Annotated in this window: 22 protein-coding genes and 1 pseudogene; 10 read left to right on the forward strand and 13 right to left on the reverse strand. The window is 67.5% G+C overall.

Going from position 1 to position 26,871, the window contains the following annotated elements; all coding sequences use genetic code 11:
* Positions 1–12: 12 nt before the first annotated feature.
* From BST27_RS13640 to sucB, 3 genes are read right to left on the reverse strand one after another with little or no spacing between them, the layout of a single operon-like run.
* Positions 13–1,656, reverse strand: a complete 1,644-nt coding sequence (locus BST27_RS13640) for a DUF7800 domain-containing protein (RefSeq protein WP_069420036.1) — start codon at positions 1,654–1,656, stop codon at positions 13–15.
* A gap of 2 nt (positions 1,657–1,658) precedes the next feature.
* Positions 1,659–2,570 (reverse strand): TIGR01777 family oxidoreductase, encoded by a 912-nt coding sequence (locus tag BST27_RS13645; RefSeq protein WP_069420037.1) that lies wholly within the window; start codon positions 2,568–2,570, stop codon positions 1,659–1,661.
* A 16-nt stretch (positions 2,571–2,586) separates the two neighbouring features.
* The gene (sucB, locus tag BST27_RS13650) at positions 2,587–4,389 is read right to left on the reverse strand and encodes a 2-oxoglutarate dehydrogenase, E2 component, dihydrolipoamide succinyltransferase (RefSeq protein ID WP_069420038.1); all 1,803 of its coding nucleotides are present in this window, start codon (positions 4,387–4,389) and stop codon (positions 2,587–2,589) included.
* A 273-nt stretch (positions 4,390–4,662) separates the two neighbouring features.
* Here sucB and BST27_RS13655 point away from each other — a divergent pair, with 273 nt between their 5' ends.
* Positions 4,663–6,447, forward strand: a complete 1,785-nt coding sequence (locus BST27_RS13655) for an SDR family oxidoreductase (protein WP_069420039.1) — start codon at positions 4,663–4,665, stop codon at positions 6,445–6,447.
* A gap of 641 nt (positions 6,448–7,088) precedes the next feature.
* On the opposite strand, the gene BST27_RS13660 is transcribed toward BST27_RS13655, so the two are convergent.
* Positions 7,089–7,433 carry an aminopeptidase gene (locus BST27_RS13660; RefSeq protein ID WP_069420040.1) on the reverse strand — a complete coding sequence of 115 codons (345 nt, stop codon included), beginning with the start codon at positions 7,431–7,433 and terminating at the stop codon, positions 7,089–7,091.
* Positions 7,434–7,615: 182 nt separating this feature from the next.
* Between BST27_RS13660 and BST27_RS13665 the strand changes: the two genes are divergently transcribed.
* Positions 7,616–8,083 (forward strand): SRPBCC family protein, encoded by a 468-nt coding sequence (locus BST27_RS13665; protein WP_069420075.1) that lies wholly within the window; start codon positions 7,616–7,618, stop codon positions 8,081–8,083.
* 10 nt (positions 8,084–8,093) lie between these two features.
* Here BST27_RS13665 and BST27_RS13670 read toward each other — a convergent pair whose 3' ends face one another.
* Both BST27_RS13670 and BST27_RS13675 read right to left on the reverse strand, forming a co-directional pair.
* On the reverse strand, positions 8,094–9,662 hold the full coding sequence (locus BST27_RS13670; protein WP_372515468.1) for a leucyl aminopeptidase: 1,569 nt from the start codon (positions 9,660–9,662) through the stop codon (positions 8,094–8,096).
* A gap of 30 nt (positions 9,663–9,692) precedes the next feature.
* Positions 9,693–10,817: an adenylate/guanylate cyclase domain-containing protein gene (locus tag BST27_RS13675; RefSeq protein WP_069420042.1), complete on the reverse strand. Its 1,125-nt coding sequence runs from the start codon at positions 10,815–10,817 to the stop codon at positions 9,693–9,695.
* 44 nt (positions 10,818–10,861) lie between these two features.
* Between BST27_RS13675 and gcvT the strand changes: the two genes are divergently transcribed.
* Both gcvT and BST27_RS13685 read left to right on the forward strand, forming a co-directional pair.
* Positions 10,862–11,965 carry a glycine cleavage system aminomethyltransferase GcvT gene (gene gcvT / locus BST27_RS13680; protein ID WP_069420043.1) on the forward strand — a complete coding sequence of 368 codons (1,104 nt, stop codon included), beginning with the start codon at positions 10,862–10,864 and terminating at the stop codon, positions 11,963–11,965.
* A 52-nt stretch (positions 11,966–12,017) separates the two neighbouring features.
* The gene (locus BST27_RS13685) at positions 12,018–13,124 is read left to right on the forward strand and encodes a branched-chain amino acid aminotransferase (protein WP_069420044.1); all 1,107 of its coding nucleotides are present in this window, start codon (positions 12,018–12,020) and stop codon (positions 13,122–13,124) included.
* 101 nt (positions 13,125–13,225) lie between these two features.
* Here the strand turns inward: BST27_RS13685 and BST27_RS13690 are convergent, their stop codons facing one another.
* Genes BST27_RS13690 through BST27_RS13705 form a run of 4 tightly spaced genes read right to left on the reverse strand, consistent with a single transcriptional unit; the run spans position 13,226 to position 16,318 of the window.
* The gene (locus BST27_RS13690) at positions 13,226–13,957 is read right to left on the reverse strand and encodes an adenosylcobinamide-GDP ribazoletransferase (protein WP_069420045.1); all 732 of its coding nucleotides are present in this window, start codon (positions 13,955–13,957) and stop codon (positions 13,226–13,228) included.
* Complete coding sequence (gene cobT, locus BST27_RS13695) at positions 13,954–15,042, reverse strand: nicotinate-nucleotide--dimethylbenzimidazole phosphoribosyltransferase (RefSeq protein WP_069420046.1); 1,089 nt, start codon at positions 15,040–15,042, stop codon at positions 13,954–13,956. The genes BST27_RS13690 and cobT overlap by 4 nt, the downstream gene beginning before the upstream one ends.
* Positions 15,039–15,593, reverse strand: a complete 555-nt coding sequence (locus BST27_RS13700; protein WP_069420047.1) for a bifunctional adenosylcobinamide kinase/adenosylcobinamide-phosphate guanylyltransferase — start codon at positions 15,591–15,593, stop codon at positions 15,039–15,041. Before BST27_RS13700 ends, cobT begins: the two co-directional genes overlap by 4 nt.
* An 8-nt stretch (positions 15,594–15,601) precedes the next feature.
* Positions 15,602–16,318, reverse strand: coding sequence for a DUF3043 domain-containing protein (locus BST27_RS13705; protein ID WP_069420048.1), 717 nt, complete (start codon positions 16,316–16,318; stop codon positions 15,602–15,604).
* Positions 16,319–16,480: 162 nt separating this feature from the next.
* Here BST27_RS13705 and BST27_RS13710 point away from each other — a divergent pair, with 162 nt between their 5' ends.
* Entirely contained in the window at positions 16,481–17,557 is a 1,077-nt protein-coding gene (locus BST27_RS13710) for a glycerate kinase family protein (RefSeq protein WP_139805153.1), read from the forward strand.
* 79 nt (positions 17,558–17,636) lie between these two features.
* A complete protein-coding gene (locus BST27_RS13715; RefSeq protein WP_069420050.1) occupies positions 17,637–17,999 on the forward strand; it encodes an iron-sulfur cluster assembly accessory protein in 363 nt (120 codons plus the stop codon).
* 51 nt (positions 18,000–18,050) lie between these two features.
* Here BST27_RS13715 and BST27_RS13720 read toward each other — a convergent pair whose 3' ends face one another.
* Complete coding sequence (locus BST27_RS13720) at positions 18,051–18,749, reverse strand: Rv0361 family membrane protein (RefSeq protein WP_069420051.1); 699 nt, start codon at positions 18,747–18,749, stop codon at positions 18,051–18,053.
* 231 nt (positions 18,750–18,980) lie between these two features.
* Between BST27_RS13720 and BST27_RS13725 the strand changes: the two genes are divergently transcribed.
* Positions 18,981–19,955, forward strand: a complete 975-nt coding sequence (locus tag BST27_RS13725; protein ID WP_069420076.1) for a carbohydrate kinase family protein — start codon at positions 18,981–18,983, stop codon at positions 19,953–19,955.
* Positions 19,956–19,997: 42 nt separating this feature from the next.
* On the opposite strand, the gene BST27_RS13730 is transcribed toward BST27_RS13725, so the two are convergent.
* Together BST27_RS13730 and asnB are read right to left on the reverse strand one after the other, a co-directional pair.
* Entirely contained in the window at positions 19,998–22,478 is a 2,481-nt protein-coding gene (locus BST27_RS13730) for a heavy metal translocating P-type ATPase (protein ID WP_069420052.1), read from the reverse strand.
* Between the two features lie 140 nt (positions 22,479–22,618).
* On the reverse strand, positions 22,619–24,595 hold the full coding sequence (asnB, locus tag BST27_RS13735) for an asparagine synthase (glutamine-hydrolyzing) (RefSeq protein ID WP_069420053.1): 1,977 nt from the start codon (positions 24,593–24,595) through the stop codon (positions 22,619–22,621).
* A 252-nt stretch (positions 24,596–24,847) separates the two neighbouring features.
* Here asnB and ctaC point away from each other — a divergent pair, with 252 nt between their 5' ends.
* The 3 genes and pseudogenes from ctaC to BST27_RS13750 form a co-directional block, all read left to right on the forward strand.
* Complete coding sequence (ctaC, locus tag BST27_RS13740; RefSeq protein ID WP_069420054.1) at positions 24,848–25,918, forward strand: aa3-type cytochrome oxidase subunit II; 1,071 nt, start codon at positions 24,848–24,850, stop codon at positions 25,916–25,918.
* A gap of 8 nt (positions 25,919–25,926) precedes the next feature.
* Entirely contained in the window at positions 25,927–26,346 is a 420-nt protein-coding gene (locus tag BST27_RS13745) for a cytochrome c oxidase subunit 4 (RefSeq protein WP_069420055.1), read from the forward strand.
* A 181-nt stretch (positions 26,347–26,527) separates the two neighbouring features.
* Positions 26,528–26,871: pseudogene (locus tag BST27_RS13750) on the forward strand (MmpS family transport accessory protein); the annotation flags it as partial.

The raw sequence follows: 26,871 nt of genomic DNA on the forward strand, positions 1-26,871 counted from the left end.
AGGTTACTCGGCCTATAGCAGCTTCTGCTCGATCACCGTCAACAGTTGAGGCTTGCGCCAGCCGCCCGCGGCCCGCTCGATGCGGACCCCGATCTCGCCGCCGGCGATCTCGAGCGTCCCCACTTGATTTCGGAAATGGGGACGCGTCACGGGCCGCCACTGCAGCCGGGGTTTCCCGACCTTGGCGGTGGCGGCCAGCGCCTTCCCGACCGCCGCGGCGACCGGCGTGTGCCCGAGCCGCAAGACGATCCGCTCGCTCAAATTGACCTCTTTGCGCAGGCCGGAGCAGACCACCTCCCAGATCCGCGTGCGCGTTGCCGGCGCATCATCCGGCAGGGCCACCTTCGATACCCAGCAGTGGTGGACGTCGCCGCCGAACATGATCAGAGACGCCGGGGCCTGGCCTCGTCGGCCCGTCGCGATGTCGACCACCAAACCTTCGAACGCGCGATAGCTGCGTTGAAAACACGCCCAGTGATCGAGGTTGGCCATGATCCGCACCCGCTCACCTAGTGCGCAAAGCCGCGAGCCCCACGCGCCGTCGGTGACTGCCTCAGACCACGCCTCGATGTTGTGCATTCCATTGGGGAGCAGGAAGGGCAGCGAGCTGGCCAGGATGAGATGTTCGTAATCACCGTCGATTTTCGAGGTGATCCAGTCCCATTCCGCGTCGGTCATGATCCGTCGCTGACCAGACTCCAGCACTCGGCCGGTTCGTGCGTCGAGCATGATCAGCCGGGCTGGACCGAGATCCCGAAAAAAGCTGAAATACGAAGGGCCTTGCCCGCATTCGGCACGATGGGCCAAGTCTCGGACCGCATCGGTGCCCTGCCTGGTCTGGCAGATCTGTTGATAAACCTCGTCTGCTGCCAACTCATTCGGCGACAGGTTGCCGATGTGCTGGTACACCCAGTAAGCCATCAGGCCGCCGATGATCCTGGTTTGGTACCAGTCGGTTTGGCGCATCTCGTCCAGCCACGCCTGGGATGTGTTCCATTTGTCGTTGATCTCGTGGTCGTCGAAAATCATCGACGTCGGAATCGTCGAGAGCATCCAGCGCACGACGGGCTCGTTCCAGGCGTCCCAATAACCCACGCAATACTCTTCAAAGTCTTCGAGGGCTTCCCGTGGCCCCTCCTCGTGGACCACGCGGTCACCCACGATGTCGACCACGTTGTCGGAGACCTGGTCGGCATAGAGCTGATCACCCATCATCATGATCGCGTCCGGCCAGAGCGCAGATGGTTGGCGCAACATGCGCATTCCGTAGGCGTGCAGGACGTCGATGCCCTTGCCCTTGCGATTCCACCAGCGTTGAAACGTGTGCGGCGGGTAGTGCGGCGCCGAGGCGCGGCACGATCCGAACAACAGACGCAGATTTCCCTTCCGTGGCATCAGCCGGATCCGCGGTAGCGGAAACTCATAATCCGGTGGTGGCCAGGCTATTTCGCCGTCTAGGAGGACTCGATACGGATGCTCGGTGCCACGGTCGAGATCGCGCAGGCAGACCAGCGCGTAGTGGTGACCTTCGACCTCGAAAGTGTCGGCGGAGAAGCCGAGAATCTCGACGTGGCAGGGTTCGTCGGTTTCGACCCAGATGATCGCATCTGTCTCGCCAACGTGTCGTAGCAGCGGGCCCACGTGTACCTGGGGCACGACTAATCCCGATCGCGACGGGCGGTGGCATAGGCGAGTGCCTCGCCAATGGTGTTGTGGTGGAACTGGAAACCGGCCTCTTCCAGTACCGACGGGATGGCGCGCTGGCCGGTGAGCAGTCCCTCGTCGGCGAACTCGCCGAGCGCCGCCCGCACCGCGAAACTCGGCAGCACCATCGGGGTCGGGCGGTTCACCGCGCGGCCGAAAGCGGTGGTGAATTCGGCGTTGGTGACGGGTGCGGGCCCGGTCAGGTTCACCGGGCCGGACAGGGTGGGGTGCGAGATCAAGAAGAGCAGTGCCCGCACCTCGTCTTCGAGGCTGATCCACGACATGTACTGGCGGCCGCTGCCGAGTCGGGCGCCCAGACCCACCGAGAACGCCGGCCGCATCCGGCGCAGTGCGCCACCCCCGGGCGCCAGCACCACGCCGGTGCGTGCCAACACAACCCGGGTGCCTTCGTATTGCGCCGGCAGCGTGGCGGCTTCCCAGTCCACGCACAGTTGGGCGAGGAAACCCCTTCCCGCCGGGGCGTTTTCGTCGACCACACGGTCCCTGGTGTCGCCGTAGTAGCCGACCGCACTTGCGTTGATCAAGGTGCTGACACCAGCGTCGGCGACCGCCACGGAGAGCACCTCGGTCGGTGCGATTCGGCTGTCTCGCAGGCTCTGCTTGAATGCGCCCGACCACCGACGCTGCCCGACGTTGACTCCGCACAGATTCACCACGACGTCGACGTCGAGCAGCGCTTCGGGATCGAACTCGCCGCTCTCCGGATTCCAGTGCAGCTCTTCAGAATTAGCCGGTGTGCGCCGCACGATGCGCAGCACCGTGTGGTCCGCCGCGCGAAGAGCCGCGGTCAGTGCCGAGCCGATCAGCCCAGAAGAACCCGCTATCGCGACAACGGCTTTGTCCACGCTGCGGAGTCCTTACTTAGAGCCCAAGATCCGCCTCGAACGCGCCCTCTTCGAGCCGGTGCTTGATGGTGGTGAGGAAACGTCCGGCGTCGGCGCCGTCGATCAGGCGGTGGTCGTAGGTCAGTGGGAAGTACGAAATCGAGCGGACCCCGATGGACTCGTTGCCGAGCTCGTCGACAACGACCCGCGGCCGCTTGACGATGGCGCCGGTGCCCAACATGGCCGCCTGCGGCGGAACCAGAATCGGGGTGTCGAACAACGCGCCCTGGCTGCCGATGTTGGTGATGGTGAATGTGCCACCGGACAACTCGTCGGGCTTGAGCTTGTTCGAGCGGGCCCGGGCGGCGATGTCGGCGATGGCCCGCGCCAGGCCGGCCAGCGACAGGTCACCGGCGTTGTGGATGACGGGGGAGAGCAGGCCCTGTTCGGTGTCGACGGCGAACCCGAGGTGCTCGGCGTCGTAGTAGGTGATCTCCTTGGTGTCCTCGTTGTAGCTGGCGTTGATGTTCGGATGAATCTTGAGGGCGTCGATCACCGCGCGAGCGATGAACGGCAGGAACGTCAGGTTGACGCCCTCGCGCTCGGCGAACGCGGCCTTGGCCTTTGCGCGCAGCGCCACGATTTTGGTCATGTCGATCTCGTGGGTCTGGGTGAGCTGCGCGGTGGCCTGCAGGGACGCGCGGGTCTTGCTGGCGGTGAGCTGGCGGATCCGGCTGGCCTTTTGCGTAGTACCCCGCAGGTGGGCCAGCGGGGACGCCGGAGCCGGTGCGGCCTTCGCCGCCGGTGCTTGGGCGGCGGGGGCCTGGGCGGCGGGCGCCGGTTCCTTCTTCGCCTCTTTCTTCTTTTCCGCGGCGGCCAGCACGTCCTGCTTGCGGATGCGTCCGCCGACGCCGGTGCCCTTTACCTCGGCCAAGACGATGTTGTTCTCGGCGGCCAGTTTTCGCACCAGAGGGGTGACGTAGGGGCCGCCGTCGCCGTCCGTCTCGGCGGATGCCGCCGCTGGCTCGGGCTCGGGCTTCTTCTCGGGCTCGGGCTCGGGTTCGGGTTCGGGTTCGGGTTTCTTTTCCGGTTCGGGCTTCTGCTCGGCCTCGGGTTTCTTTTCCGGTTCGGGCTTGGGCTCCGGCTTTGGTTCGGGCTTCGGCTCGGGCTTTGGTTCGGGCTTGGGTTCCGGCTTCGACTCGGACTTGCCGGCGTCGGAACCGGTACCTATCCGTGCCAGCTCACCGCCGACCTCGACGACGTCGTCCTCTTCGGCGGTGATGCTGACCAGGACGCCGGCCACCGGCGAGGGAATCTCGGTGTCGACCTTGTCGGTGGACACCTCGACCAGCGGCTCGTCGACCTGCACCGAATCGCCGACCTTCTTCAGCCACCGGGTGACCGTGCCCTCGGTCACCGACTCGCCCAGCTCGGGCATCAGCACCGGCTGGGTCTCGCCGCCGCCGGAATCTCCGTCCGACTTCGCCTTGGCGGGCTCCGGCTCGGGCTCGGGCTCCGGTTCGGGCTCCGGCTCCGGCTCAGGCTCGGACTTGGCCTCCGCTTCGCCGCCGCCGTCACCCGCGCCGCCGCCGTCGGCCTCGTCGGCGTCCCCGATGATGGCGAGGTCGCCACCCACCTCAACGGTGTCGTCTTCTTGCGCGATGATCTTGGTCAGCACGCCCGCGGCGGGCGAAGGGATCTCGGTGTCAACCTTGTCGGTCGAAACTTCGACGAGCGGTTCGTCGATTTCGACCGTGTCGCCTTCCTGCTTGAGCCAGCGGGTGACGGTTCCCTCGGTAACGCTCTCACCGAGTGCCGGCATCTGGACTGAGAAGGCCATCTTTGTTGACTCCTCGATTGGTCGTCGGTCGGCTAAGCCGACCTCTGCTTACCACACAGTCGTGCACCGGGTATGGAACCCATGTAATTGTCAGAACCTATCCTGTCACTGCTCCTGTCACTGCGCCGCAGGGGGCACCTCACGGGGCTGGTATCCGGGGCGGCGAATCCGCTCACCGCGTCGGGTAACCGGTGATGTCGTCCCCCCTTGCTACGGTTGGCCACTAACTGACAAGCAGGTCGCAGGTGGGCTCTTGCGCCCGAGGAGGGTCCGATGCCGGGAACAAGACAGGCACCCCAACAATTCGTCGACAGCGCGGACGGTGTCCGAATCGCGGTCTACGAAGAAGGCAACCTCGACGGCCCAACCGTGGTGTTGGTGCACGGCTGGCCCGACTCGCACGTGCTGTGGGACCGGGTTGTTCCACTGCTGGCCGAGCGTTTTCGGATCATCCGTTACGACAACCGCGGGGTTGGCCTCTCGTCGGCGCCCAAGCCGGTGTCGGCGTACACCATGGCTCGTTACGCCGACGACTTCGCCGCGGTCATCGGCGAACTGAGCCCAGGGCGGCCGGTGCACGTGCTCGCCCACGACTGGGGTTCGGTAGGGGTCTGGGAGTACCTCGGCCGGCCCGGTGCCGCCGACCGGGTCGCATCATTTACCTCCGTATCCGGCCCAGCGCAGGATCAACTGGTTAATTGGATGTTCGCTGGCCTACGACGCCCCTGGCGGCCACGGCTCTTTGCTCGTGCAGTCAGTCAGGCCCTCCGGCTGAGCTACATGGCGCTGTTCTCGATACCGGTGCTGACGCCGTTGATTCTGCGGCTGGTGTTCTCGCGTGCGGCGGTCCGGCGCGTGTTGGTCGACAACATTCCCGCCGACCAGGTTTGTCATTCCGAGAACATGGCCAGTGACGCCGCCGATTCGATCAAGGTGTATCCGGCCAACTACTGGCGTTCGTATTCAGGCAAGTTCCGTCGCCAAGGTGTGCGCGTCGTCGACGTACCGGTGCAACTCGTGGTCAACACGAACGACAAGTTCGTGCGGCCATGGGGTTACGACGCGACCGCGCGGTGGGTGCCGCGTCTATGGCGACGCGACATCCGGGCGGGTCACTGGTCGCCGATGTCGCACCCGCAGGTCTTGGCGGCCGCGGTGCACGACCTCGCCGACCTGGATGAGGGCAAGGCGCCCAGCCGTGCGCTGCTGCGCGCTCAGGTCGGTCGCCCGCGTGGATACTTCGGCGACACTCTGGTGTCGGTGACCGGCGCGGGCAGCGGCATCGGGCGTGAGACGGCCCTCGCCTTCGCCAAAGAGGGCGCGGAACTCGTGATCAGCGATATCGACGAGGCCACCGTCAAGGAGACGGCCGCGATGATCGCCGCGCGCGGGGGTGTGGCACATCCCTATGTGCTCGACGTTTCCGATGCCGAGGCGGTCGAGGCCTTCGCCGAGGAGGTCAGCAACGAGCACGGCATTCCCGACATCGTCGTCAACAACGCCGGTATCGGGCAGGCGGGCAACTTTCTGGACACTCCGGCCAGCGAGTTCGAGCGGGTGATGGACGTCAACTTCGGCGGGGTGGTCAATGGATCACGCTCGTTCGCGCGACGCCTGGTCGAGCGTGGTACGGGTGGACACATCGTCAATGTGGCCTCGATGGCCGCCTACGCCCCGCTGCAGTCTTTGAACGCCTACTGCACGTCGAAGGCCGCGACTTTCATGTTCTCCGACTGTTTGCGCGCCGAGCTTGATGCCGCCGGTGTCGGCCTTACGACCATCTGCCCTGGTGTCATCGACACCAACATCGTCAGCACAACCCGATTCGCCGTGCCCACCGGCAAGGGCGAAGAACAGGTGGACGACCGCCGCGGCCAGCTGAACAAGATGTTCGCGCTCCGCCACTACGGGCCGGACAAGGTCGCCGACGCGATCGTGTCGGCGGTCAAGAAGAACAAGCCGATCCGGCCGGTTGCCCCGGAAGCCTATGCGCTGTACGGAATTTCGCGGGTGCTGCCACAAGCGTTGCGTAGCACCGCACGCATGCGGGTGATCTGACCCGCCGACGGGGTGGGCGCCGCGCCACGTGTGTGTCTGCCGCGCCACGAGTGTGTCGACGCCGCGCAGAGTGTGTGGCCGCCGCGCCGAGTGTGGCTGCCGCGCCGAGTGTGTGGCCGCCGCCGCGCCGAGTGTGTGGTTTATGTACCCGGACTCGCGGCGGCGGGGCGATATCCCCCACATTCGGCGAGCTGTGGGAGGCGAGCCGGGGACGGCCTACGGCCGTCGCGCCGAGTGTGTAATTTATGTACCCGGACTCGCGGCGGCGGGGCGATATCCCCCACATTCGGCGAGCTGTGGGAGGCGAGCCGGGGACGGCCTACGGCCGTCGCGCCGAGTGTGTAATTTATGTACCCGGACTCGCGGCGGCGGGGCGATATCCCCCACATTCGGCGAGCTGTGGGAGGCGAGCCGGGGACGGCCTACGGCCGTCGCGCCGAGTGTGTGGTTTATGTGCCCGGACCCGCGCCGGCGGGGCGATATCCCCCACATTCGGCGAGCTGGGGCCGGGGACGGCCTACGGCCGTCGCGCCGAGTGTGTGGCTTATGTGCCCAGACTCGCGGCGGCGGGGCGATATCCCCCACATTCGGCGAGCTGGGGCCCGGCGCGAGCCGGGCCGCGACCACCAACGCAGGCGCCGCTAGACGCCGGCCCTTGCGCCCTCGGTTCGCCGCACCAGGAGCGCGCCGCCGACACCCACCAGGCCGATCACCACCAGCGGAATGGTCCAGGTGCGCCTACCCGACAGCGCGGATTCGCACTCCGCCACGAAGTCGTCGTGCGGAATGATCTGGTTGAGGACGGGAATGTTGGCCCCGTTCTTGTCGTTTGCGGCCCGTGCGCCCGAGAGATCGGCGGCTATTCCATTACCGCAACTCACCGATCCGCCGTTGCTATTCGGCACCGTCACCGGCACCAGCAACCCAATGACGCCGGCCACCAATAGCACGGCGCTCACCGCGATGATCAACCGTCGAACAGTCACGATCAGGCCTTTCCCGAGGGGTATGTGTCGCTTGTTTAATTAGCCGCCCGGTACAGCGGCTAAACCACGAGGTGTTTGCCGGCGACGACCGTCACAGTCGGTTTCGCGCGCTACTTCGCGTCTACTTTCCGGAAGGCCGGGTACCCCTCGCACGGATCATGCCGTTGCGAAAGGAGATTTCAATGGCATTGAAGGAACAACTGTCCACGGTTCGCGAGGTGGAGGCGTCCCGTCAGGCCGTCTGGGATGTGATGGCCGATGGCTGGACGTATGCGCAGTGGGTGGTCGGCAACAGCCGGACTCGCGCCGTCGACCCGACGTGGCCCGAACCCGGGGCCGAGATTCGGCACTCCGTCGGCGTCTGGCCGCTGGTGATCAACGACAAGACCGAGGTGGAGGGCTGCACGCCGGGAGAAGAACTCGTGCTGCGGGCACGAGTCGGACTCTTCGGTTCCGCGCGAATCACTTTGCGGCTCAGCGATACTCCGCACGGCGGGTGCCGCATCGAAATGATCGAGGTCCCCATCGGCGGGCCCGGCAAGCTGGTGCCTGATGCGGTGGCGCTGGCGGCCGTCTACCCCCGGAACCGTGAATGCCTCTGGCGGCTGGGCGCCCTCGCCGACCGCCACAAGCCGAGCGAAGTCGACTAGCTCGACCGACTCAACCGTTGGCGGCGATGTCCTCCAGCACCGCGAACATGGTGCGGGTTGGTACGCCGGTGGCCCCCTTGGGTGAATAGCCCCAGGGGCCGCCGGTGTTGTAAGCGGGACCGGCGACGTCGATATGCGCCCAGTCGACGCCCTCGGCGACGAACTCCCGCAGGAAAACCCCGGCCACCAGCATGCCGGCGAAGCGCTGGCCGCTGATGTTGGACAGGTCGGCGACGGTGGACTTCAGGTCGTCCTTCAGTTCGTCCGGTAACGGCATCGGCCAGCCGTTCTCGCCCACTCGCTGAGAGATCGCCGCCACCCGGTCGCGGAACTGGTCGCTGCCCATCACCCCGGGGATGCGTGCGCCCAGCGCCACGGTCTGCGCGCCGGTCAGGGTTGACGTCTCGATGAGGTAGTCCGGCTTGTCTTCACACGCCCGCACGATGGCGTCAGCCAGAATCAGCCGGCCCTCCGCGTCGGTGTTCTGCACCTCGACGGTGATGCCGCCGTACTGCGTCAGCACGTCGCCGGGCCGCTGCGCGGTTGCCGATGGCATGTTCTCGGCCATGGGGACCGTCGCGATCACGTCGATCGGCAACCCGAGTCGCGCGGCCAGCGTCACGGTGGCGACGACCGCGGCCGCGCCGCCCATGTCAGAGGTCATGTGATGCATCGACGCCGCCGGCTTGATCGAGATGCCGCCGGTGTCGAAGGTGACGCCCTTGCCGACCAGCGCCACCTTCTTGGCCTGCTTCGGGTTCTTCGCCAGCCGGGAACCCCGATGGATCAACCGAACCAGGCGGGGCGGTCGCGACGACCCCTGGCCGACGCCGATCACGCCGCCGTAGCCGGCCTTTTTGAGCGCCTTTTCGTCGAGCACCTCGACCTCGAGGCCCACGGATTCGCCCAAAGCCTGTGCACGCTTGGCGAATTCGGCGGGGAAAAGGTGGCTCGGGGGAGTGTTGACGAAGTCGCGGGCGGTGGCGACGGCGGCGGCGACGGCCGCGCCGTGGGCGCTCTGGTTCTTGGCTTCCCTGACTACGGAAGCGTCCGAGCCCGGCACCAGCAGGGTGATCTTGCGCAGGCCGGGGTCTTTCGGCGCGGTCTTGGCGCTGCGGAAGGCGCTGAACCGGTAGCCGCCCAGGATCAGACCTTCGACAGCTGCGGCGACGACGCCCTCACCCGGCAGCGCCGACAACGTCGTGATGACGGCTGCTGCGCTGTTCAGCGACCGGGCCGCCACACCCGCCGCGCGGCGGACCGTGTCCGACGACCATTCCGGGCGTGATTTGCCCAGGCCGACCGTCAGCACGCTGGCCACGGGCAGCGATGAAACCACCAGTCGGTGCACCTGCTCGCTGCCGCCGGTGGCGTCCAACGCGCGCAGTCCCGCCTGGATCTCGTCGATCGCTTTAGCGGGCAGGAGAGTGTCGGCCGCGGCAACCACCGCACCCGGCCGATCGTCGTCGCCGGCCGAGACGACGGGCACGAGCAGCACCGCAGCACCCGCGCCGCGTTTGGGCAACGAGGTGGCGACGGTCACGGTGGGCGGCTGGTAGCCAAGTTCGGTTGTGGTCACGGGCATTCACCCTAATCTTGTGGGCGCCGTTTAGCTCGGCAGCGTTGTCTCCGGTGTCTCCGGCGGTGGGCCCAGCAGCCTGAAAGTGGTCACCGGGGCGTCAAAGCCTTTGAGTGTCAACGGGCTCTGGACGACGGCCGGCCAGTCCGGCAGCCGTGCTTGCAGCGCGGAATCGATGAGGACCTGCCCGGGTTCCGCGACCGCGACCAGGCGTGCCGCCAGGTTGACCGGACTGCCGAAGTAGTCGCCGTTGATGGCCAGCGCGGCGCCGTAGGAAAGCCCGGCCCGGACCTGCAGTCCCTCCTCACGGGCCCTCGGGTGGTTGACCAGATCGATCGCGGTCTGCGCCAGCCGGTCCGCCGACGAACTCACCCACATCACCGCGTCGCCGATCAACTTGACCACCCGGCCGCCGTCGGAATGCACCACGTCGGAGACCGTGGCGCCGAACTCGTTGAGCAGCATCTGCAGCTCCGTCGGCGAAAGCGACTGGGTCAACACGGTGAAGCCGGACAGGTCGGCGAACCCGATGCCACAGACCACGCTCGCCGACGTGTCCCGGATGACGCCCTCGAAGTGGGTTCGCGCACTGGCCAGATGGTGGCGATGGACGATGTCGATCAACGCCCCGAGGCGGGGAACGAACTCGGCGACCGCGCGGTAGGCCTGTGCCGTGGCGAGCTCGTCGTGCGTGTGGGTCATCTGGATATCCGGCATACCGGCACGGATCATCGTCGACTCGGCCTCCGCGAGCCGCGACATGGCAGCCCCCAGCACCCGCAGCAGGCCGTTAGCGCCGTCCTCGCCGACCACCGGCTTCAACGCGGCCCAGGTCGCCAGACCCTCGACGTCGGCCTCGCTCAGGGCGGGAACGTCGGAACCGGCGACCGTGAGTCCGAGCAGCGCCCACGCGTGCGCCACCTCGTCCGTGGGCAGCCCCAGCTTCTCGGCCGCGGCGGCCAGGGTGTAGATCGGGCGGCCCGACCATTGCAGGACGTCACCGGCGAGCCCGAAGAGCCGGCCGCGCCGCTCGGCCTCCGCCATCTCCTCGATGGTGAACCCGAGGTCGTCCAGATACTTGATCAGGTCGGCGCGCTCGCGCGGATTGGCGATTCCTGCCGCTTCCAGCGCCTCGAAATCCAACGGACCCGCCACCTGGCCAAGTCTGCCAGCAACGCTGCGCACTAGGGTGGGACGCCGTGACCGATGCACCGGATTTGTTGCAGGGACCTTTGGCAGACCGCCACCGCGAATTGGGGGCAAGCTTCGCCGAGTTCGGCGGCTGGTCGATGCCGGTGTCATATGCCGGGACCGTCAGCGAGCACAACGCCACCCGCAATGCCGTCGGTCTGTTCGACGTCAGCCACCTGGGCAAGGCGCTTGTTCGCGGACCCGGAGCGGCGGAGTTCGTCAACTCCACACTGACCAACGACCTGCACCGCATCGGACCCGGGAAAGCCCAATACACGTTGTGCTGCAATGAATCCGGTGGCACCATCGACGACCTCATCGCTTACTACGTCAGCGATGACGAGATCTTCCTGGTGCCCAACGCCGCCAACACCGCCGCCGTGGTCGCGGCGTTGCAGGCGGTCGCGCCGGAGGGTGTGACGATCACCGATCTGCATCGGTCCTACGCGGTGCTCGCGGTGCAGGGGCCGCGGTCGACCGAGGTGCTCGCCGCATTGGGGCTGCCCACCGAAATGGACTACATGGGTTACGCCGATTCCTCGTATTCGGGTGTGCCAGTGCGGGTTTGCCGCACCGGCTACACGGGCGAGCACGGGTATGAGCTGCTGCCGACCTGGGATTCGGCGGCGGTGGTGTTCGACGCGTTAGTGGCCGCAGTGGCCGAGGCGGGGGGCGAGCCCGCAGGGCTGGGTGCGCGCGACACGCTCCGCACCGAGATGGGTTATCCGCTGCACGGGCACGAACTTTCGCTGGAAATCTCGCCGCTGGAAGCGCGTTGCGGTTGGGCGATCGGCTGGAAGAAGGAAGCGTTCTTCGGCCGGGACGCGCTGCTGGCGGAGAAGGAGCGTGGGCCCAGGCGGCTGTTGCGCGGTTTGAAAATGGTCGGTCGAGGCGTGTTGCGCGCGGGGCTGACGGTGCTCGACGGCGGGACGCCGGTCGGGGTCACCACCTCGGGCACGTTCTCGCCGACGCTGCAACGTGGCATCGCGCTGGCACTGATCGATACCGCCGCCGAAATCCAGGACGGCCAGCAAATTACCGTCGACGTACGCGGTCGTGCGGTCGACTGCGAAGTGGTGCGCCCGCCGTTCGTCGAACCGAAGACGCGGTAGGGGCGGCTCGCGTGGCAAAAAACCATTGGCGCACCGATATAGAATCAGCGCCATGACCAGCGGGTCCCTTGAATTCACAGTTACACGCGCAGAAAACCCGGCCACCGAGGCCGAGCGTGTAGCGATACTTGAGGACCCTGGCTTCGGCAAATACCACACCGACCACATGGTGTCGATCGACTATGTGGCAGGTCGCGGCTGGCACAACGCGCGGGTGATCGGCTACGGGCCGATCGAGCTTGATCCGTCGGCAATCGTGCTGCACTACGCCCAGGAGGTCTTCGAAGGGCTCAAGGCGTATCGCTGGGCCGACGGCTCGATCGTCTCGTTCCGTGCCGACGCCAATGCCAGGCGGCTGCGCTCGTCGGCGCGCCGGTTGGCGATGCCCGAACTGCCCGACGAGGTGTTCATCGAGTCGCTGCGCCAGCTGATCGCGGTCGACAAGGAGTGGGTGCCCAAGGCCGGGGGAGAAGAGTCGCTGTATCTGCGGCCGTTCATCATCGCCACCGAGCCGGGCCTGGGGGTGCGGCCCGCCAAGGAGTACCGCTACCTGCTGATCGGGTCGCCCGCGGGCGCGTACTTCAAGGGCGGCATCAACCCCGTCACCGTGTGGATCTCCACGGAGTACGTCCGGGCCAGCCCGGGCGGCACCGGCGCGGCCAAGTTCGGCGGCAACTACGCCGCCTCGCTGTTGGCGCAGGCCCAAGCCGCCGAGCACGGGTGTGACCAGGTGGTGTGGCTTGACGGCGTCGAGCGCCGCTACGTCGAAGAGATGGGCGGGATGAACCTGTTCTTCGTGCTCGGCAGCGGCGGCTCAGCCCGCCTGGTGACCCCAGAGCTGTCCGGTTCGCTGCTGCCCGGCATCACGCGGGACTCGCTGCTGCAGTTGGCCACCGACGCGGGCTTCACCGTCGAGGAACGCAAGATCGACATCGCCGAGTGGCAGAAGAAGGCCGCCTCCGGTGAGATCACCGAGGTGTTCGCCTGCGGCACCGCCGCTGTCATCACGCCCGTGGCGAACGTGAAGTACGGCGACACCGAGTTCACAATCGCCGACGGCCAGCCCGGCGAAGTGACGATGGCGCTGCGCGACACGTTGACCGGGATTCAGCGGGGAACCTTCGCCGACACCCACGGCTGGATGTCCCGGCTCGGTTAAGGCGGCGTAGCCCGCCTTAACCCGGCGAGCAGACGCAAAGTCGTACGCCGGGGGCCGTTTTCGTACAACTTTGCGTCTGCTCGCGGTAAGAGGCGGGTGCGCTAGAAGGCGGCCAGGGTCACTGCAGTTGCCGTGGTGGTCAACTCGATCGCGGCGCCCAGCACGTCGCCGGTGATGCCGCCGAAGCGGCGCACGCAGTGGGTGACCAACAGCGCGCCGCAGCCGACGGCCGCCGACACCGCCACCGGACCAGGCCAACGCCCGGGCGCCGCCAGCACCGACGCCGCCAGCAGCACCGCCAGCCACACCGCCACCACCGCGACCGGCTGCGTCCCGGCAACCCGGACGCCCAGGGCGCTGCCGTCGGCCGCCGGCACCGAGCGGCGGCAGGCCAGCACAGCGGTGACGCGACCGGCGAACACGGCCACCACGACCCCGGCCGCGCTCAACGCCGAGAAGGCCAGCCCTTGCAGGGCGATGACCAATACGACGGCCGCCACCCCGAACGGCCCGGCCGATCCGTCGCGCATCACCGCCAGCGCTCGCTCCGGCGGCCCGTAGCAACCAAGCCCGTCGGCGGTGTCCGCAACGCCGTCGATGTGCAGCCCACGGGTGGCCACCAGCAGCACGGCCACGGCGAGATACCCGGGCAGCGGACTGGACGCGCCGAATGCCAGCGCCCCGCCCCACGTGACGGCCGCGGCCAGGCCGCCCAGCGCGGCCCCGACGACCGGCAGCGCCGTCATGGCGCCGCGTCCCAACGGCCCCGCCCAGCGACCCGGCACCGGCAGCACCGTGCCGAAGCCGAAAGCGGCGACCAGCGGACGGATCACGGGGAGCTCGGGGAGCTCGGGGAGCTCGGGGAAGGCCCCGACTCGGACACCCCGGCTTCCTCGAATGTCGCCATCTGCGACAGCGCCGCCACCGCCGCCCGCAGGACCGACAGCGCCAGCACGGCGCCGGTGCCTTCGCCCAGCCGCATACCCAGATCCAGAATCGGGTCCAGATCGAGAGCCGTCAGCGCCAGGCCGTGACTCGGCTCGGTGGATCGGTGACCGGCCTGCCACCACTGCCGGGCGCCGGGTGCAAGGCGCTCGGCGACCAGCGCCGCCGCCGTCACCGCCATGCCGTCCAGCAGCACCGGGGTGCGTCGGACCGCGGCCTGTGCGCAGAAGCCGGCCATCGCCGCCAGGTCCGCGCCGCCGCAGCAGCGCAGCAATGCGACCGGGTCGGGCAGCAGCGGGCGCGCCCGGAAGAGGGCGTCGCGCACCGCGGCCGTCTTGCGTGACCATCCGGCGTCGTCGATACCGGTGCCGTAACCCACCACGGCGACTGGCTCGGCGTTCGTCAGGGCTGCGACCAGCACCGCGGCCGGCGTGGTGTTCCCGATTCCCATGTCGCCGGCGATCAGCAGATCGGCGCCGCCGTCGACCTCCTCGTCGGCGAGCTGCTGGCCGTTCGCGATCGCGCGGGCGGTCTCGTCGTCGGTCAACGCGTCCTCGATGCTGATGTCGCCGCTGCCGCGGCGCACCTTGTACGTGCCGAAACGCTCCGACAGCTCATCGGAGCAATCGCTGTCTATGGCCAGGTCCGCAATCCGTACGGTCGCGTCGGCGACGCCGGCCAGCGCGTTGATCGCGGCGCCTCCGGCGTCGATGTTGGCGACCATCTGCGCCGTCACCTCGGGCGGGTAAGCGGACACCCCTGACCGCGCGACACCGTGATCCCCGGCGAACACCACCACCCGCGCTCGCTCGAACTGCCGCGGTGGGCACCGCCCCTGGCACGCCGCGACCCACACCGAAAGGTCCTCAAGGCGGCCCAGAGCGCCGGGCGGCTTGGTCAACGTGGCCTGACGGGCCCGAGCGGCTGCTGCGACGGCCGGATCGGGTGGCGATATCGGTGCGAACCCGATCATGCGCGCGCCGGACTGGTCGGCTTGATCGTCAGGGGCTGACCGGCCACCACCAGCACCACCCGATCGCACAATGCGGCGACGCGCTGGTTGAGGTCGCCGAGCTCGTCGGCGAACCGGCGCCCGGATTTGCTGGCCGGCACGACAGTCAACCCGACTTCCGGGCTGACCAGCATCAGCGTGGACTCGAACTCGCCGATGGCGTCGACCAGTGCTGCGACGGGCGCCTCGACCGACCCGCCGTCCCAGGCATCGTGGCGGTCCATGGTGGCGGTCAACCAGCCGCCCAGATCGTCGACGAGCGTCGGGGTCTGCGTCAGCCGCACCAATTGCGCGGCAACATCTTCGGGGTCTTCGGTTTCGACGGTCGACCAGTGCCCGGGGCGGCGGGCGCGGTGCCTGGCGACCCGTTCACTCCACTCGGGGTCGCCGTCCACCGACGGCCCCGGTGCCAGATAGCAGACCGGCCGGCCCGGCTCCAATGAATTGGCGATGGCTTCCTCCGCCCAGCGGGACTTGCCCGACCTGATCCCGCCGAGCACGAGGGTGCGCATGTGTTGATCTAGTCGATCTTGGCGCCGTGCGGGACTTGGGGCCGCGGCGCCCGCATCCGGCGCATCTGCGAAGCCCGTCCGGCGGCGTACAAGCCCAGCTTCCAATGGCTTTCGGTGTTGTCCGGGAACTTGTCGTCGACCAGCTTGCCCACCTTGCGGCCCAGGATGATGCCATCAACACCCATCAGCAACATCAGCAGCATCATCGCCGGCGAGATGTAGAACTGCAGCTGCGGGACCGCGAACATGATGAACAGCAACGCCAGCGCCGACGGCATGAACAACCCGAGCACGTTGCGTCGCGCGTCCACCACGTCGCGCACATAGCGTCGGACCGGGCCCTGGTCGCGCGGCAGGAGATAGGCCTCCTCGCCGGCCATCATGCGCTCGCGACGCTCCGTCATCCGGGCCCGGGATTCGGCGCGTTCGGCACGGCGTTCCTCGCGGCTGAGCTTGGGGCCCTTGAGCGCCTTGCGCCGGGCTCGCGCCTCGGCCGCCGTCATCGGCGCCGGCACGACCGGCCCCTTCTTCGCGTTGCGCCTGGCTTCGCTGCGCTTCGGTGTCGGGCGGCCCTTGGGGCCGGTGCGTCGCGCGCCGCGCGCGGTGCCGTTCGCGGGGGTCTCCGAGCCGGCCTCCGTACCGGCCCGCGCACCGGTCGCGGTGTCGGATGCGGCGGCCACGGCGGCGCCTTCGGGTTGATCTTTCTTGCGGCCCAGCAACTTCACAGACGTCAGGTTACTTCGCGGGGTCGGCATCCCCGGAACTGTGCTGGTTGTTACGCCACACCGGCAGAGCTGTTGGCCCTACTCTTGCTTGTAATGGACGGGTCGCTTGCCTCGGATGCTGGTGCCGAAGGATTCGGGCCCGGCCGGCTTCAACTGCCCTCGATGCGGGTGCTGGTGGCTCCCGACTGCTATGGCGACAGTCTGTCGGCGGTTCAGGCCGCCGCCGTCATCGCAACGGGCTGGAACCGGTCGCGGCCGGGGGATTCTTTTATCGTCGCTCCGCAATCCGATGGCGGGCCCGGTTTCGTCGAGGTGCTCAGCAGCCGAATCGGGGGTTTGCGGCTGCTGACGGTGTCCGGCCCGCTGGGCGCCAAGGTGGACGCCTGCTGGGTGTTCGATCCGGGATCGGCGACGGCCTACCTGGAGGTCGCGCAGGCGTGTGGTCTGTCGCTGCTGCCCGGTCCGCCGACGCCCGAGACCGCGTGGAACGCCACCAGCAAGGGAGTCGGGGACCTGCTGGCCGCGGCGCTGGCGGCCGGCGCGGTGCGCATAGTGGTCGGCCTGGGTGGCAGCGCGTGCACCGACGGCGGCAAGGGCATGATCAACGAACTCGGAGGCCTGGAGACGGCCCGCCGGAAATTGGCCGGAGTCGAATTGATCGCCGCCTCCGACGTCGACTACCCGCTGTTGGGGCCCTGGGGCGCGGCGCGGGTGTTCGCCCCGCAGAAGGGCGCCGACACGGCGACCGTCGCCAAACTCGAAGTCCGTCTGGAGGCGTGGGCGATCGAGTTGGACGAGGCCGCCGGCCGCGACGTCAGCGCCGAACCGGGAGCGGGTGCGGCCGGGGGGATCGGCGCCGGGCTGCTTGCGCTCGGTGGCCGGTGCGAGTCGGGCGCGGCGATCTTCGCCGAACTCACCAACCTTTACGACGACCTGGCCGACGCCGAGATGATCGTGACCGGCGAGGGCAAGTTCGACGAGCAGTCGCTGCACGGCAAGGTGGTCGGCGAGATCGCCGCCGCGGCCCAAGAGCTCGGGATTCCGGTGATTGTGCTGGCCGGGCAGGTATCTGTGGACAAATTCACAACGCGCTCGTCGGGCATCATGTCCGCGCTGTCGATGGCCGACTACGCAGGTTCGGTGCGGTTGGCGCTGGCCGACCCGGCCAACCAGCTGATGGGCCTGGCGTCCGAGGTCGCGGCGCGACTCGGGAATCCCGGGTCCGCGGGGTACCGTTAATAGCAATGGGCTCCCGCCGACGCCAACCCGGCTGGACCCGCTCAGACTTACCCGAGCAGGCATCTAGGAGAAGCAAGCAATGACGGTGCAGAACGAGAGCGACGCCACGACCAAGACTCACGGCGTGATCCTGACCGAGGCCGCTGCCGCCAAGGCGAAGGCTCTGCTGGACCAGGAGGGCCGCGACGACCTGTCGCTGCGGATCGCTGTTCAGCCGGGCGGATGTGCCGGCCTGCGTTACAACCTCTTCTTCGACGACCGGACGCTCGACGGTGACCTCACCGCGGAGTTCGGCGGGGTGACGTTGACGGTGGACCGCATGAGCGCACCCTACGTGGAAGGCGCGTCGATCGACTTCGTGGACACCATCGAGAAGCAGGGCTTCACCATCGACAACCCCAACGCCACCGGTTCGTGCGCGTGCGGGGACTCGTTCAACTGATCGAGTAGACCTGCGTAGACCGGCTCGTTGCGGGCCGGCTTTCGATCGGAGTCAGTACTGTCCTGCGGTGCGCAGCACGTAGGAGCAGACGAGGATCTGGCCGCGCTGGAATAGCAGCTGCGCCACGCCCTGCACCTGGTTCCTGGGTGGGCCGCCCGCGGCGGGCTTCACCCGCATGCTGAACAGCACCTGGGCCTGGTACTGCGACTGGTAGACGACCTTGTCGATGGACGTCACCTCGGCGTCGGAGAACTGCTTGCGGAACGCGTCGCTGCTGAGCTTGGCCAGGGCCTGGTCGGGCCGCTTGTCCTTCACGCCGTCATACAGCCCGCACAGCGCGTTGCGGACGATGATGTCGATGTCGCGGTGGGCCAGCGCATCCAGGTAGGTCTGAATCGCGGTTTTCGCCGTGTTTTCCGGGAACGAGGCCCCGGTGTTGGCCCCGTTGGTGCGGACCCCGTACACGATGGCCGCGGTCAGTGCGGCGACCAGCAGCAGCGCCATCGAAATGCCGATGAACAGCCGTTTGGAGCGCCGAGGCCGGTAGTTGGGGGGCGGGGGCGGGCCACCCGGGAAGTTGGGCGGTGCTTCTCCCGGTGGCCGGCCGCCGGGGGTCATCGGGTAGGCCAGTTCGTTGCCGCTGACGTCGTGCGGGTACTCCACCGGCTCGGACGAGCCGCTTTGGGGATATGGGCGCACTTCGTGAGGTCCGTCGGTGCCTACGGGATTCGGCGGGTGCGGACCTGCCACGTGCTTCTCCTACGGTGGGGGCGGGACGACATTGGGCTGCCGCCGGGCTGAATCCGTCAACATTCCGTCGACGAGCTGGGTTCCCTTGGGAAGGCTAGCGCACCATCTGCCGACGGCTGACGGGCGCTTTACAGATGTCGCAAGGATGCTAGGAACTGCCTGGGAGGCTGTGAGCCGCGGGTAGGGCCGTCGGTAGGCTGGACGGCCTTAGGAGTGAAGGGCGGAGATTTCGTGACGATCGCGGTGACCGGTTCCATTGCAACAGACCATCTGATGCGGTTTCCCGGCAAATTTTCTGAGCAGCTGCTTGCCGAACATCTGCACAAGGTGTCGCTGAGCTTTCTGGTCGACGACCTGGTGGTGCACCGCGGTGGTGTGGCCGGAAACATTGCGTTTGCCATCGGCGTGCTCGGGGGCGACGCGGCTCTGGTGGCCGCGGCCGGCGGCGACTTCGCCGACTACCGGAGCTGGCTGGAAAAGCACGGCGTGAACTGCGACAACGTGCTGATCTCCAAGACCGCACACACGGCGCGCTTCGTCTGCACCACCGACACCGAGATGGCGCAGATCGCGTCGTTCTACCCCGGCGCCATGTCCGAGGCCCGCAACATCTCGCTCGCCGACGTGGTGTCGTCCATCGGCAAGCCCGAACTGGTGATCATCGGCGCCAACGACCCGGCGGCCATGGTCGTGCACACCGAGGAGTGCCGGAAGCTCGGCCTGCCGTTCGCCGCGGACCCGTCGCAGCAGTTGGCGCGGCTGTCCGGCGACGAGATTCGTCAGCTCATCGACGGCGCCACCATCCTGTTCACCAACGACTACGAGTGGGACCTGCTCCTCTCCAAGACCGGGTGGTCGGAGGCCGACGTCATGGCGCAGATCGGGCTGCGCGTCACCACGCTGGGCGCCAAGGGCGTCGACATCGTCGAGCCCGACGGCACCACCGTCCACGTCGGCGTGGTGCCGGAGAAGCGCCAAACCGACCCCACGGGCGTCGGCGACGCGTTCCGGGCCGGTTTCCTCACCGGGCGCAGCGCCGGCCTGAGCCTGGAGCGCTCCGCACAGCTGGGATCGCTGGTCGCTGTCCTCGTGCTGGAGTCGACCGGTACGCAGAACTGGGAATGGGACCACGAGGTTGCCAAGGAGCGGTTGGCCGGCGCGTTCGGTGACGACGCCGCCGCCGAAATCGCCGCCGTGCTGGCCTAAATTCCGCTGACGAGCAGACGCAAACTCGTACCTATTTGCGCCTCAGCGCACGACTTTGTGTCTGCTCGGCGGGTGAAGGGGCCCGCGCAACCGGTTGGCGTTGCCGACGACAGACAGCGAGGACAGGGCCATGGCCCCGGCGGCGATCATCGGCGACAGCCGCAGCCCGAGCAGCGGGTAGAGGATGCCCGCGGCGAGCGGGATGCCGACGGCGTTGTAAACCAGCGCGAAGAACAGGTTCTGGCGGATGTTGCGCATGGTGGCGCGCGAGAGCCGGATCGCGGTGACCACGCCGGACAGGGACCCGGAGATCAGCGTGATGTCGGCGGCTTCGATGGCGACGTCGGTGCCGGTCCCGATCGCAAGGCCGACGTCGGCCTGCGCCAGGGCGGGCGCGTCGTTGATGCCGTCACCGACCATGCCGACCCGCCGGCCCTCGGCCTGCAGCCGGCTGATTTCGCCGGCTTTGTGCTCGGGCAGGACTTCGGCCAGCACCCGCTCGATCCCGACCTGTCGAGCGATCGACTCCGCGGTACGGGCGTTGTCGCCGGTGATCATCACCACCTGCAGACCAAGCTCGCGCAGGGCGGCGATCGCAGCGACGGAGTCCTCCTTGACGACGTCGGCCACCGCGAGCACCCCTGCCGACCGGCCATCCACGGCAGCGAGGATCGGGGTTTTGCCTTCCGCGGCGAGATCGGCGCTGATGCGCTCGAGTTCGGTTGTGTCCAGACCATTTTCGGCGAGCAACGTCGCGGTGCCGACCAGCACGGCGTGGCCGGCGATGGTGGCCTTGACACCTTTGCCGGTGATCGAGACGAAGTCGGTTGTGGCGGGAAGATCGATGCCGCGATCGCGCGCCCCGGCGACCACCGCGCTGGCGATCGGGTGCTCGCTGTCGGCTTCGGCGGCGGCAACCAGGCGCAGCAGCTCGTCCGGTGTCAGCGTCCCGGTTACCTGGATGTCGGTCAGCGAAGGTTTGCCGGCGGTGATGGTGCCGGTCTTGTCCAACACGATCGTGTCGAGTTTGTGCGCGGTCTCCAGCGCCTCCGCCGAGCGGATCAGGATTCCCGCCCGGGCGCCCTTGCCGGTGCCGACCATGATCGACAGCGGTGTCGCCAGGCCCAGGGCGCACGGGCAGGCGATGATCAGCACGGCCACCGCCGACACCAGCGCCTGTGTCAACGCCGGGGGAGGGCCGGCGACGAACCAGATCGCGAAGGTGACGATCGCTACGGCGATCACGACCGGCACAAAGTAGGCCGAGATGGCGTCGGCCAGTCGCTGGATCGGGGCGCGGGATGCCTGCGCCTGCTGCACCATGCGGACGATCTGGGCAAGCATGGTGTCCGCACCCACCTTGTCCGCGTGTACCCGCAGTGAGCCGGTGGTGTTGACGGTCGCGCCGATGACGGTGTCGCCGGTGGACTTGGCGACGGGCATGGATTCGCCGGTCACCATGGATTCGTCGACCGCGGACTGTCCGGACACGACGGTGGCGTCGACCGGGATCTTTTCCCCGGGGCGGATGAGTATCACGTCGCCGACGACGACCTCGTCGATCGGGATCTCGGCTTCGGTGTCGCCGCGGACGACGCGCGCGGTACGGGCTTGCAGGCCGAGCAGGGCCCGAATGGCTTCGCCCGTGCCGGCTTTGGCGCGGGACTCCAGCAACCGACCCAGCATGATCAGCGTCAGGATCACGCCGACGGCCTCGTAATACACATCGCGCACCTCGACCGGAAAGGCGCGGGGGGCGACCGTCACCAACACGCTGTAGCCGTAAGCCGCCAGGGTGCCCAGGGTGATGAGGCTGTTCATGTCGGCACTGCGATGTGCCAGCGCCAGCCAACCGGTGCGATGGATCGGCCAACCCACGTAGAACATCACCGGCGTGATCAATGCCAGCTGCACCCAATGGTTGAGCAACACCGCCGGCACCCATTCGGCGCCCAACGGGTGGGCCATCGCCGCGTAGAACACCGGCGCGGTGAGCACCGCGCCGATTACGACCCGTCGGGTCAGGTCGGCGATCTCGGTGCGTCGTTCTTCTGCCTGTGCGGCTTCAACGTCGGCGGCGGCAGGCTCGCCGCCGTCCGCATGCGCACGACCCGGCGTTTCAGGTTGCGGGGGAGGAGCGTCCTCGCCGTTTGAGCTGACGAGCAGGGTGCCCGAAATCATGTTCATGGCGCAGGTGAACGCGTATGACCCCGGCCGTTGTGGGGTGAACCTGACCGTGGTGCGCTGATGCGCGGGCAGCGCCGCCGACAAATGCAGCTCGGGAAAGACGACGCGAGCGCTGCAATCCCCGGTTTCCTGCCGGTCGAATTCGATCTCAACCGGAATGCCTTGGCGCACTTGCACAACGCTGGGGTTGTACCCGCCGCGGACCGTTACCTGGACCCGTTGCACCCCGTCGCCGACCACGGCGGACTGCGCGCGTCGTGGGGCAAAGAAATACCACGCCAACCCCGCGACGGCCAGTGCCGCGCCTACCAGGACGGCGACCTCGACGTTCGACATCACGAACTCCTCGTCAGGGACGGCCGGATGCTGGGCAGGCTACCGGCCGTCCGGTGCTCCACCGACTGTTTCGCGCACGCACGGGGCTAAAGCAGCATTGCAAGGGGCTGCGGGTATTCCCGGTCGCTGGGGTTTGTGCGTTACAGCTCGACCGGGTACTCGGGCTCCTTGATCTGCGGAACCACGCTGTGCTCGACGAAGATCGCGTGCCAGAGCATGAAGATCAGCACGGTCCACAACCGGCGACTGTGATCGCTCTCCCCGGTTCGGTGCTCATCGAGCATGCGACGCACCGCCGCCAGGTCCACCAAATGACCGGCTTGCGAGGTGTCCACCGCTTCGTAGGCCCATTCCTGCAACTCGCCGGCCCGCAGCCAGTGCCTGATCGGGACCGGAAACCCCAGCTTGGGTCGGTGCAACACGTGCGCGGGCACGATTGGCTCCAATGCGCGCCGCAGCGCGTACTTGGTGGTGGTTCGGGTGATCTTGGCCTGGTAGGGCAATCGCGATGCCACCGCGAACACCTCGGGGTCCAGGAACGGCACCCGCAGCTCCAGCGAATTGGCCATCGTCATCTTGTCGGCTTTGACCAGGATGTCGCCGCGCAGCCAGGTGAACAGGTCGATGTGCTGCATGCGGGCCACCGGATCCCAGCCGAGGGATTGGGCGTACACCGACGCCGTCACATCGGTGTGGGTCCAGTCTGGCCGGAACCCGGGCAGCACGTCACGTAGCTGCGCGTCCGAGAAGCTTCGGGCGTTGCCGTAATACCGCTCCTCGAGGGTCAGTGAGCCCCGGTGCAGCAGGCTCTTGCCCCGCATGCCTTCCGGCAAGGGCTTGGACACCTTGCCCATGGACCTGCGCAGCGGGCGCGGCAGGTAATCGAACGGTTTCAGCGACAACGGCTCGCGGTAGATGGTGTAGCCGCCGAACAACTCGTCGGCGCCCTCACCCGACAGCACCACCTTCACGTGCTTGCGGGCTTCGCGGGCAACGAAGAACAGCGGCACCAGGGCGGGGTCGGCGACCGGCTCGTCGAGGTACCAGACGATCTCGGGGAGGGCGGTGACGAATTCCTCGGCACTGACCACCTTGGCGATGTGGCGGGCGCCGATCGCCTCAGCCGAGGCCACGGCGACGTCGAGCTCGGAGAAGCCCTCCCGCTCGAAACCGGTGGTGAAGGTGATCAGGCGGGGGTTGTGCCGGATGGCCAGCGCCGCGATGGCCGTCGAGTCGATGCCGCCGGACAGGAAGGAACCCACGGTGACGTCGGCGCGCATGTGCTTGGCCACCGAGTCCTCGAGTACCGCGGTGATCTCGTCATAGCGGGCCCGCTCGGTGTCGGCGGTGATGGGCACCGCCGCGAACTTGGGGACGAAGTAACGGGTGACCTCAGGGGCCGACCCAGGCCTTACCCGTGCGTAGCAGCCCGACTCGAGCCGCCGCACGCCGCGGTGCAGGGTTTCGGGCTCGGGCACATACTGCAGCACGACGTAGTGCTGCAGCGCGCGTCGGTCGAGCTCGGTGTCGATGCCCACCAGCTCGGCCAGGTCCAGCAGGCATTTCTTCTCACTGGCCACAGCCGTGCCGCCGGAACCGGTAGCCATGAACAGCGGCTTGATGCCGAACGGATCCCGGGCGCAGAACAGTTCGCGGGTGACCGTGTCCCACAACGCGAACGCGAACATGCCGCGCAGCCGCTTGAGCACGTCGGCGCCCCAGTAGTGATAGCCGGCGACGATAGCCTCGCCGTCGCCGTCGGTGGCGAAGGCGGCGCCATGCTCGGCGCGCAGCTCGTCGCGTAGCTCGAGGTAGTTGTAGATCTCGCCGTTGAAGACCAGCACGTAGCGGTCGGGGGCGTCGGCCGGTCCCCAGCGCAGTGGCTGGTGCGAGTGGGCGATGTCGATGATCGACAACCGGTTGAACCCGAAAACGACCGAGCCGTCGGCGTCGGGGTCGACCCAGGTGCCGGGCTCGTCGGGGCCTCGGTGGCGCATCAGGTGCGAGGCGCGGGCGACGGCGGCGTCGGCCCGGGCCGCGTGTTCGGCTGCGGCTTCCGGCGCATCAGGGCCCTCGGCGCCCTCCGGAGTCGCGACGAAGGCCAGCAGTCCACACACAGCGCCCGAGTATGCCGTACCGTCGCGATTTGCGGTGGAAGACACCGTGCCGGCGGCTCACAGTGGCTGCTCGGACAGGGGTTCAACGCGCGGTTGTCGCCGCCACGCCCGGCGGGTCTGATGACCAGGCAGTCGCCCGGTAGATCGGCGTGGTCTACGCTGCGTAGTATTCAAATCCGAGTTAGCCGAGCGGACCCCGCCCGAACCGGCGTAAGCCCAGTCGGCCCAGCTTGTGATACAGGAGGCGAAACCGTGACATCTCGCGAGCAAGGTCGTTCGCAACGCTTGTCGCACTTGAGGTCTCATCGGCGGTTCCGCATGGTTGCGCTGGCCCTGACGGTGGGTGTGTTGGCCGTCACGCTCAGCGGGTGCAGCTGGCAGCACGTCCTGGGGATGGGCTGGCCGGAAGGCATTACCCACGAGGGTCAACTGAACCGGCAGCTGTGGGTCGGAGCGGTGATCGCGTCGCTGGTCGTCGGCGTCATCGTGTGGGGCCTGATCTTCTGGTCTTCGGCGTTCCACCGGGCGAAGCCGGGCGACACCGAATTGCCTCGCCAGTTCGGCTACAACATGCCGCTGGAACTGGTCCTGACCATCATTCCGTTCCTCATCATTTCGGTGTTGTTCTACTTCACCGTGGTGGTGCAGGAGAAGATGCTGAGCACCTCCGCGGAACCCGAGGTCGTGGTCGACATCACCGCGTTCCAGTGGAACTGGAAGTTCGGCTACCAGAAGGTGGCGTACAAGGACGGCTCGTTCAACTTCGACGGCGCCGACGCGGATCGTAAGCGTGCGGTGGAATCCAAGCCCGAGGGCAAAGATGAGCACGGCGAAGAGCTGTTCGGACCGCTGCACGGCCTGAACAAAGAAGACCGCTCGTACCTCAACTTCGACAAGGTCGAGATCCTGGGAACTCCGACCGAGATCCCGGTCCTGGTGCTGCCGGTTGGCAAGAGCATCCGGTTCATCCAGGCCTCGGCGGACGTGATCCACACCTTCTGGGTGCCGGAGTTTCTGTTCAAGCGCGACGTGATACCCAACCCGAAGGAGAACAACTCCGACAACGTTTGGCAGGTCGACGAGATCACCAAGACCGGTGCTTTCGTCGGACACTGCGCCGAGTTCTGCGGCACTTACCACGCCATGATGAACTTCGAGGTCCGGGTGGTCAGCGCCGAAGACTTCAAGACGTACCTGCAGGCACGCATCGCCAAGAAGACCAACGCGGAGGCGTTGCAGGCCATCGGTCAGTCGCCTACCGCGACCTCAACCCACCCATTTGAAACCCGCCGTGGCGAAATGGCCCCAACGCCAGTAGGTTAGGACGCTCAATGCATATCGAAGCCAGGATATTCGAATTCATCGCCGCGTTCTTCGTTGCGGTGACTGTGCTGTACGCGGTACTGACAGCCGTGTTCGCCACCGGAGGCGTCGAGTGGGCCGGCACAACGGCCCTGGCGCTGACGGCCGGACTGGCGCTGATCGTGGCCACCTTTTTCCGGTTTGTGGCCCGTCGCCTGGACACTCGACCGGAGGACTACGAGGGCGCCGAGATCAGCGACGGCGCAGGGGAATTGGGCTTCTTCGCCCCGCACAGCTGGTGGCCGATTCTCCTCGCGTTGTCCGGTTCGGTTGCGGCGACCGGCATTGCGCTGTGGCTGCCATGGCTGATCGTTGCCGGGGTCGCGTTCATCCTGTCGTCGGCTGCCGGATTGGTCTTCGAATACTACGTTGGTCCTGAGAAGCACTGATTGGCCCCGGAAAGGTCACAATCAGGACAACAGTTAGTTGGTCGTCAGCCCGCCACCACTTATCTGGCCCGGGCGGTTGGGTAGGGTTTCGAAGGCACATGAGAAGTCGCCGACCGCGCGAGCAGGAATGCAGCTGCAGAGCTTCGCGTGGTGGTGAGGCAGTGGGACAGGGTAGGCAAACATGAGCGGGCCGCATCCCCCGGGACGGGAACCGGACATACCCGATTCAGCCAGCGAACCACCCGGGCAGCTGGAGCCCCTTGGCAGCATCGACGACGCATTGAACGCCGAGTTGGACGGCGCGTTGCCGCCGCTGGACGACGCGGGATCGGCCGCCCAGACCGACGCCTACTCGCGCGCCTACTCGGCGCCCGAAGCCGAACAGTTTTTGAGCGGCACATTCATCCCTGCGGATCTCGCGCTCTACGACTATGACGACTACCGCGAGTACGACGACGATCGCGGTCCGCGTTGGCCAGGAGTGGTGGTGGTCGCCGCCGTCCTGGCGGCCATCGCGCTGGTGAC

This window comes from Mycobacterium intermedium, from assembly GCF_002086275.1.
Taxonomy (GTDB): Bacteria; Actinomycetota; Actinomycetes; order Mycobacteriales; family Mycobacteriaceae; genus Mycobacterium; species Mycobacterium intermedium.

Coding starts and splice junctions, on each gene's coding strand:
- BST27_RS13715 (WP_069420050.1), top strand. CDS start 17,637: ATGACGGTGCAGAACGAGAGCGACGCCACGACCAAGACTCACGGCGTG.
- BST27_RS13745 (WP_069420055.1), top strand. CDS start 25,927: ATGCATATCGAAGCCAGGATATTCGAATTCATCGCCGCGTTCTTCGTT.
- BST27_RS13700 (WP_069420047.1), bottom strand. CDS start 15,593: ATGCGCACCCTCGTGCTCGGCGGGATCAGGTCGGGCAAGTCCCGCTGG.
- sucB (WP_069420038.1), bottom strand. CDS start 4,389: ATGGCCTTCTCAGTCCAGATGCCGGCACTCGGTGAGAGCGTTACCGAG.
- BST27_RS13685 (WP_069420044.1), top strand. CDS start 12,018: ATGACCAGCGGGTCCCTTGAATTCACAGTTACACGCGCAGAAAACCCG.
- BST27_RS13710 (WP_139805153.1), top strand. CDS start 16,481: ATGCGGGTGCTGGTGGCTCCCGACTGCTATGGCGACAGTCTGTCGGCG.
- cobT (WP_069420046.1), bottom strand. CDS start 15,042: ATGATCGGGTTCGCACCGATATCGCCACCCGATCCGGCCGTCGCAGCA.
- BST27_RS13730 (WP_069420052.1), bottom strand. CDS start 22,478: ATGTCGAACGTCGAGGTCGCCGTCCTGGTAGGCGCGGCACTGGCCGTC.
- BST27_RS13665 (WP_069420075.1), top strand. CDS start 7,616: ATGGCATTGAAGGAACAACTGTCCACGGTTCGCGAGGTGGAGGCGTCC.
- BST27_RS13655 (WP_069420039.1), top strand. CDS start 4,663: ATGCCGGGAACAAGACAGGCACCCCAACAATTCGTCGACAGCGCGGAC.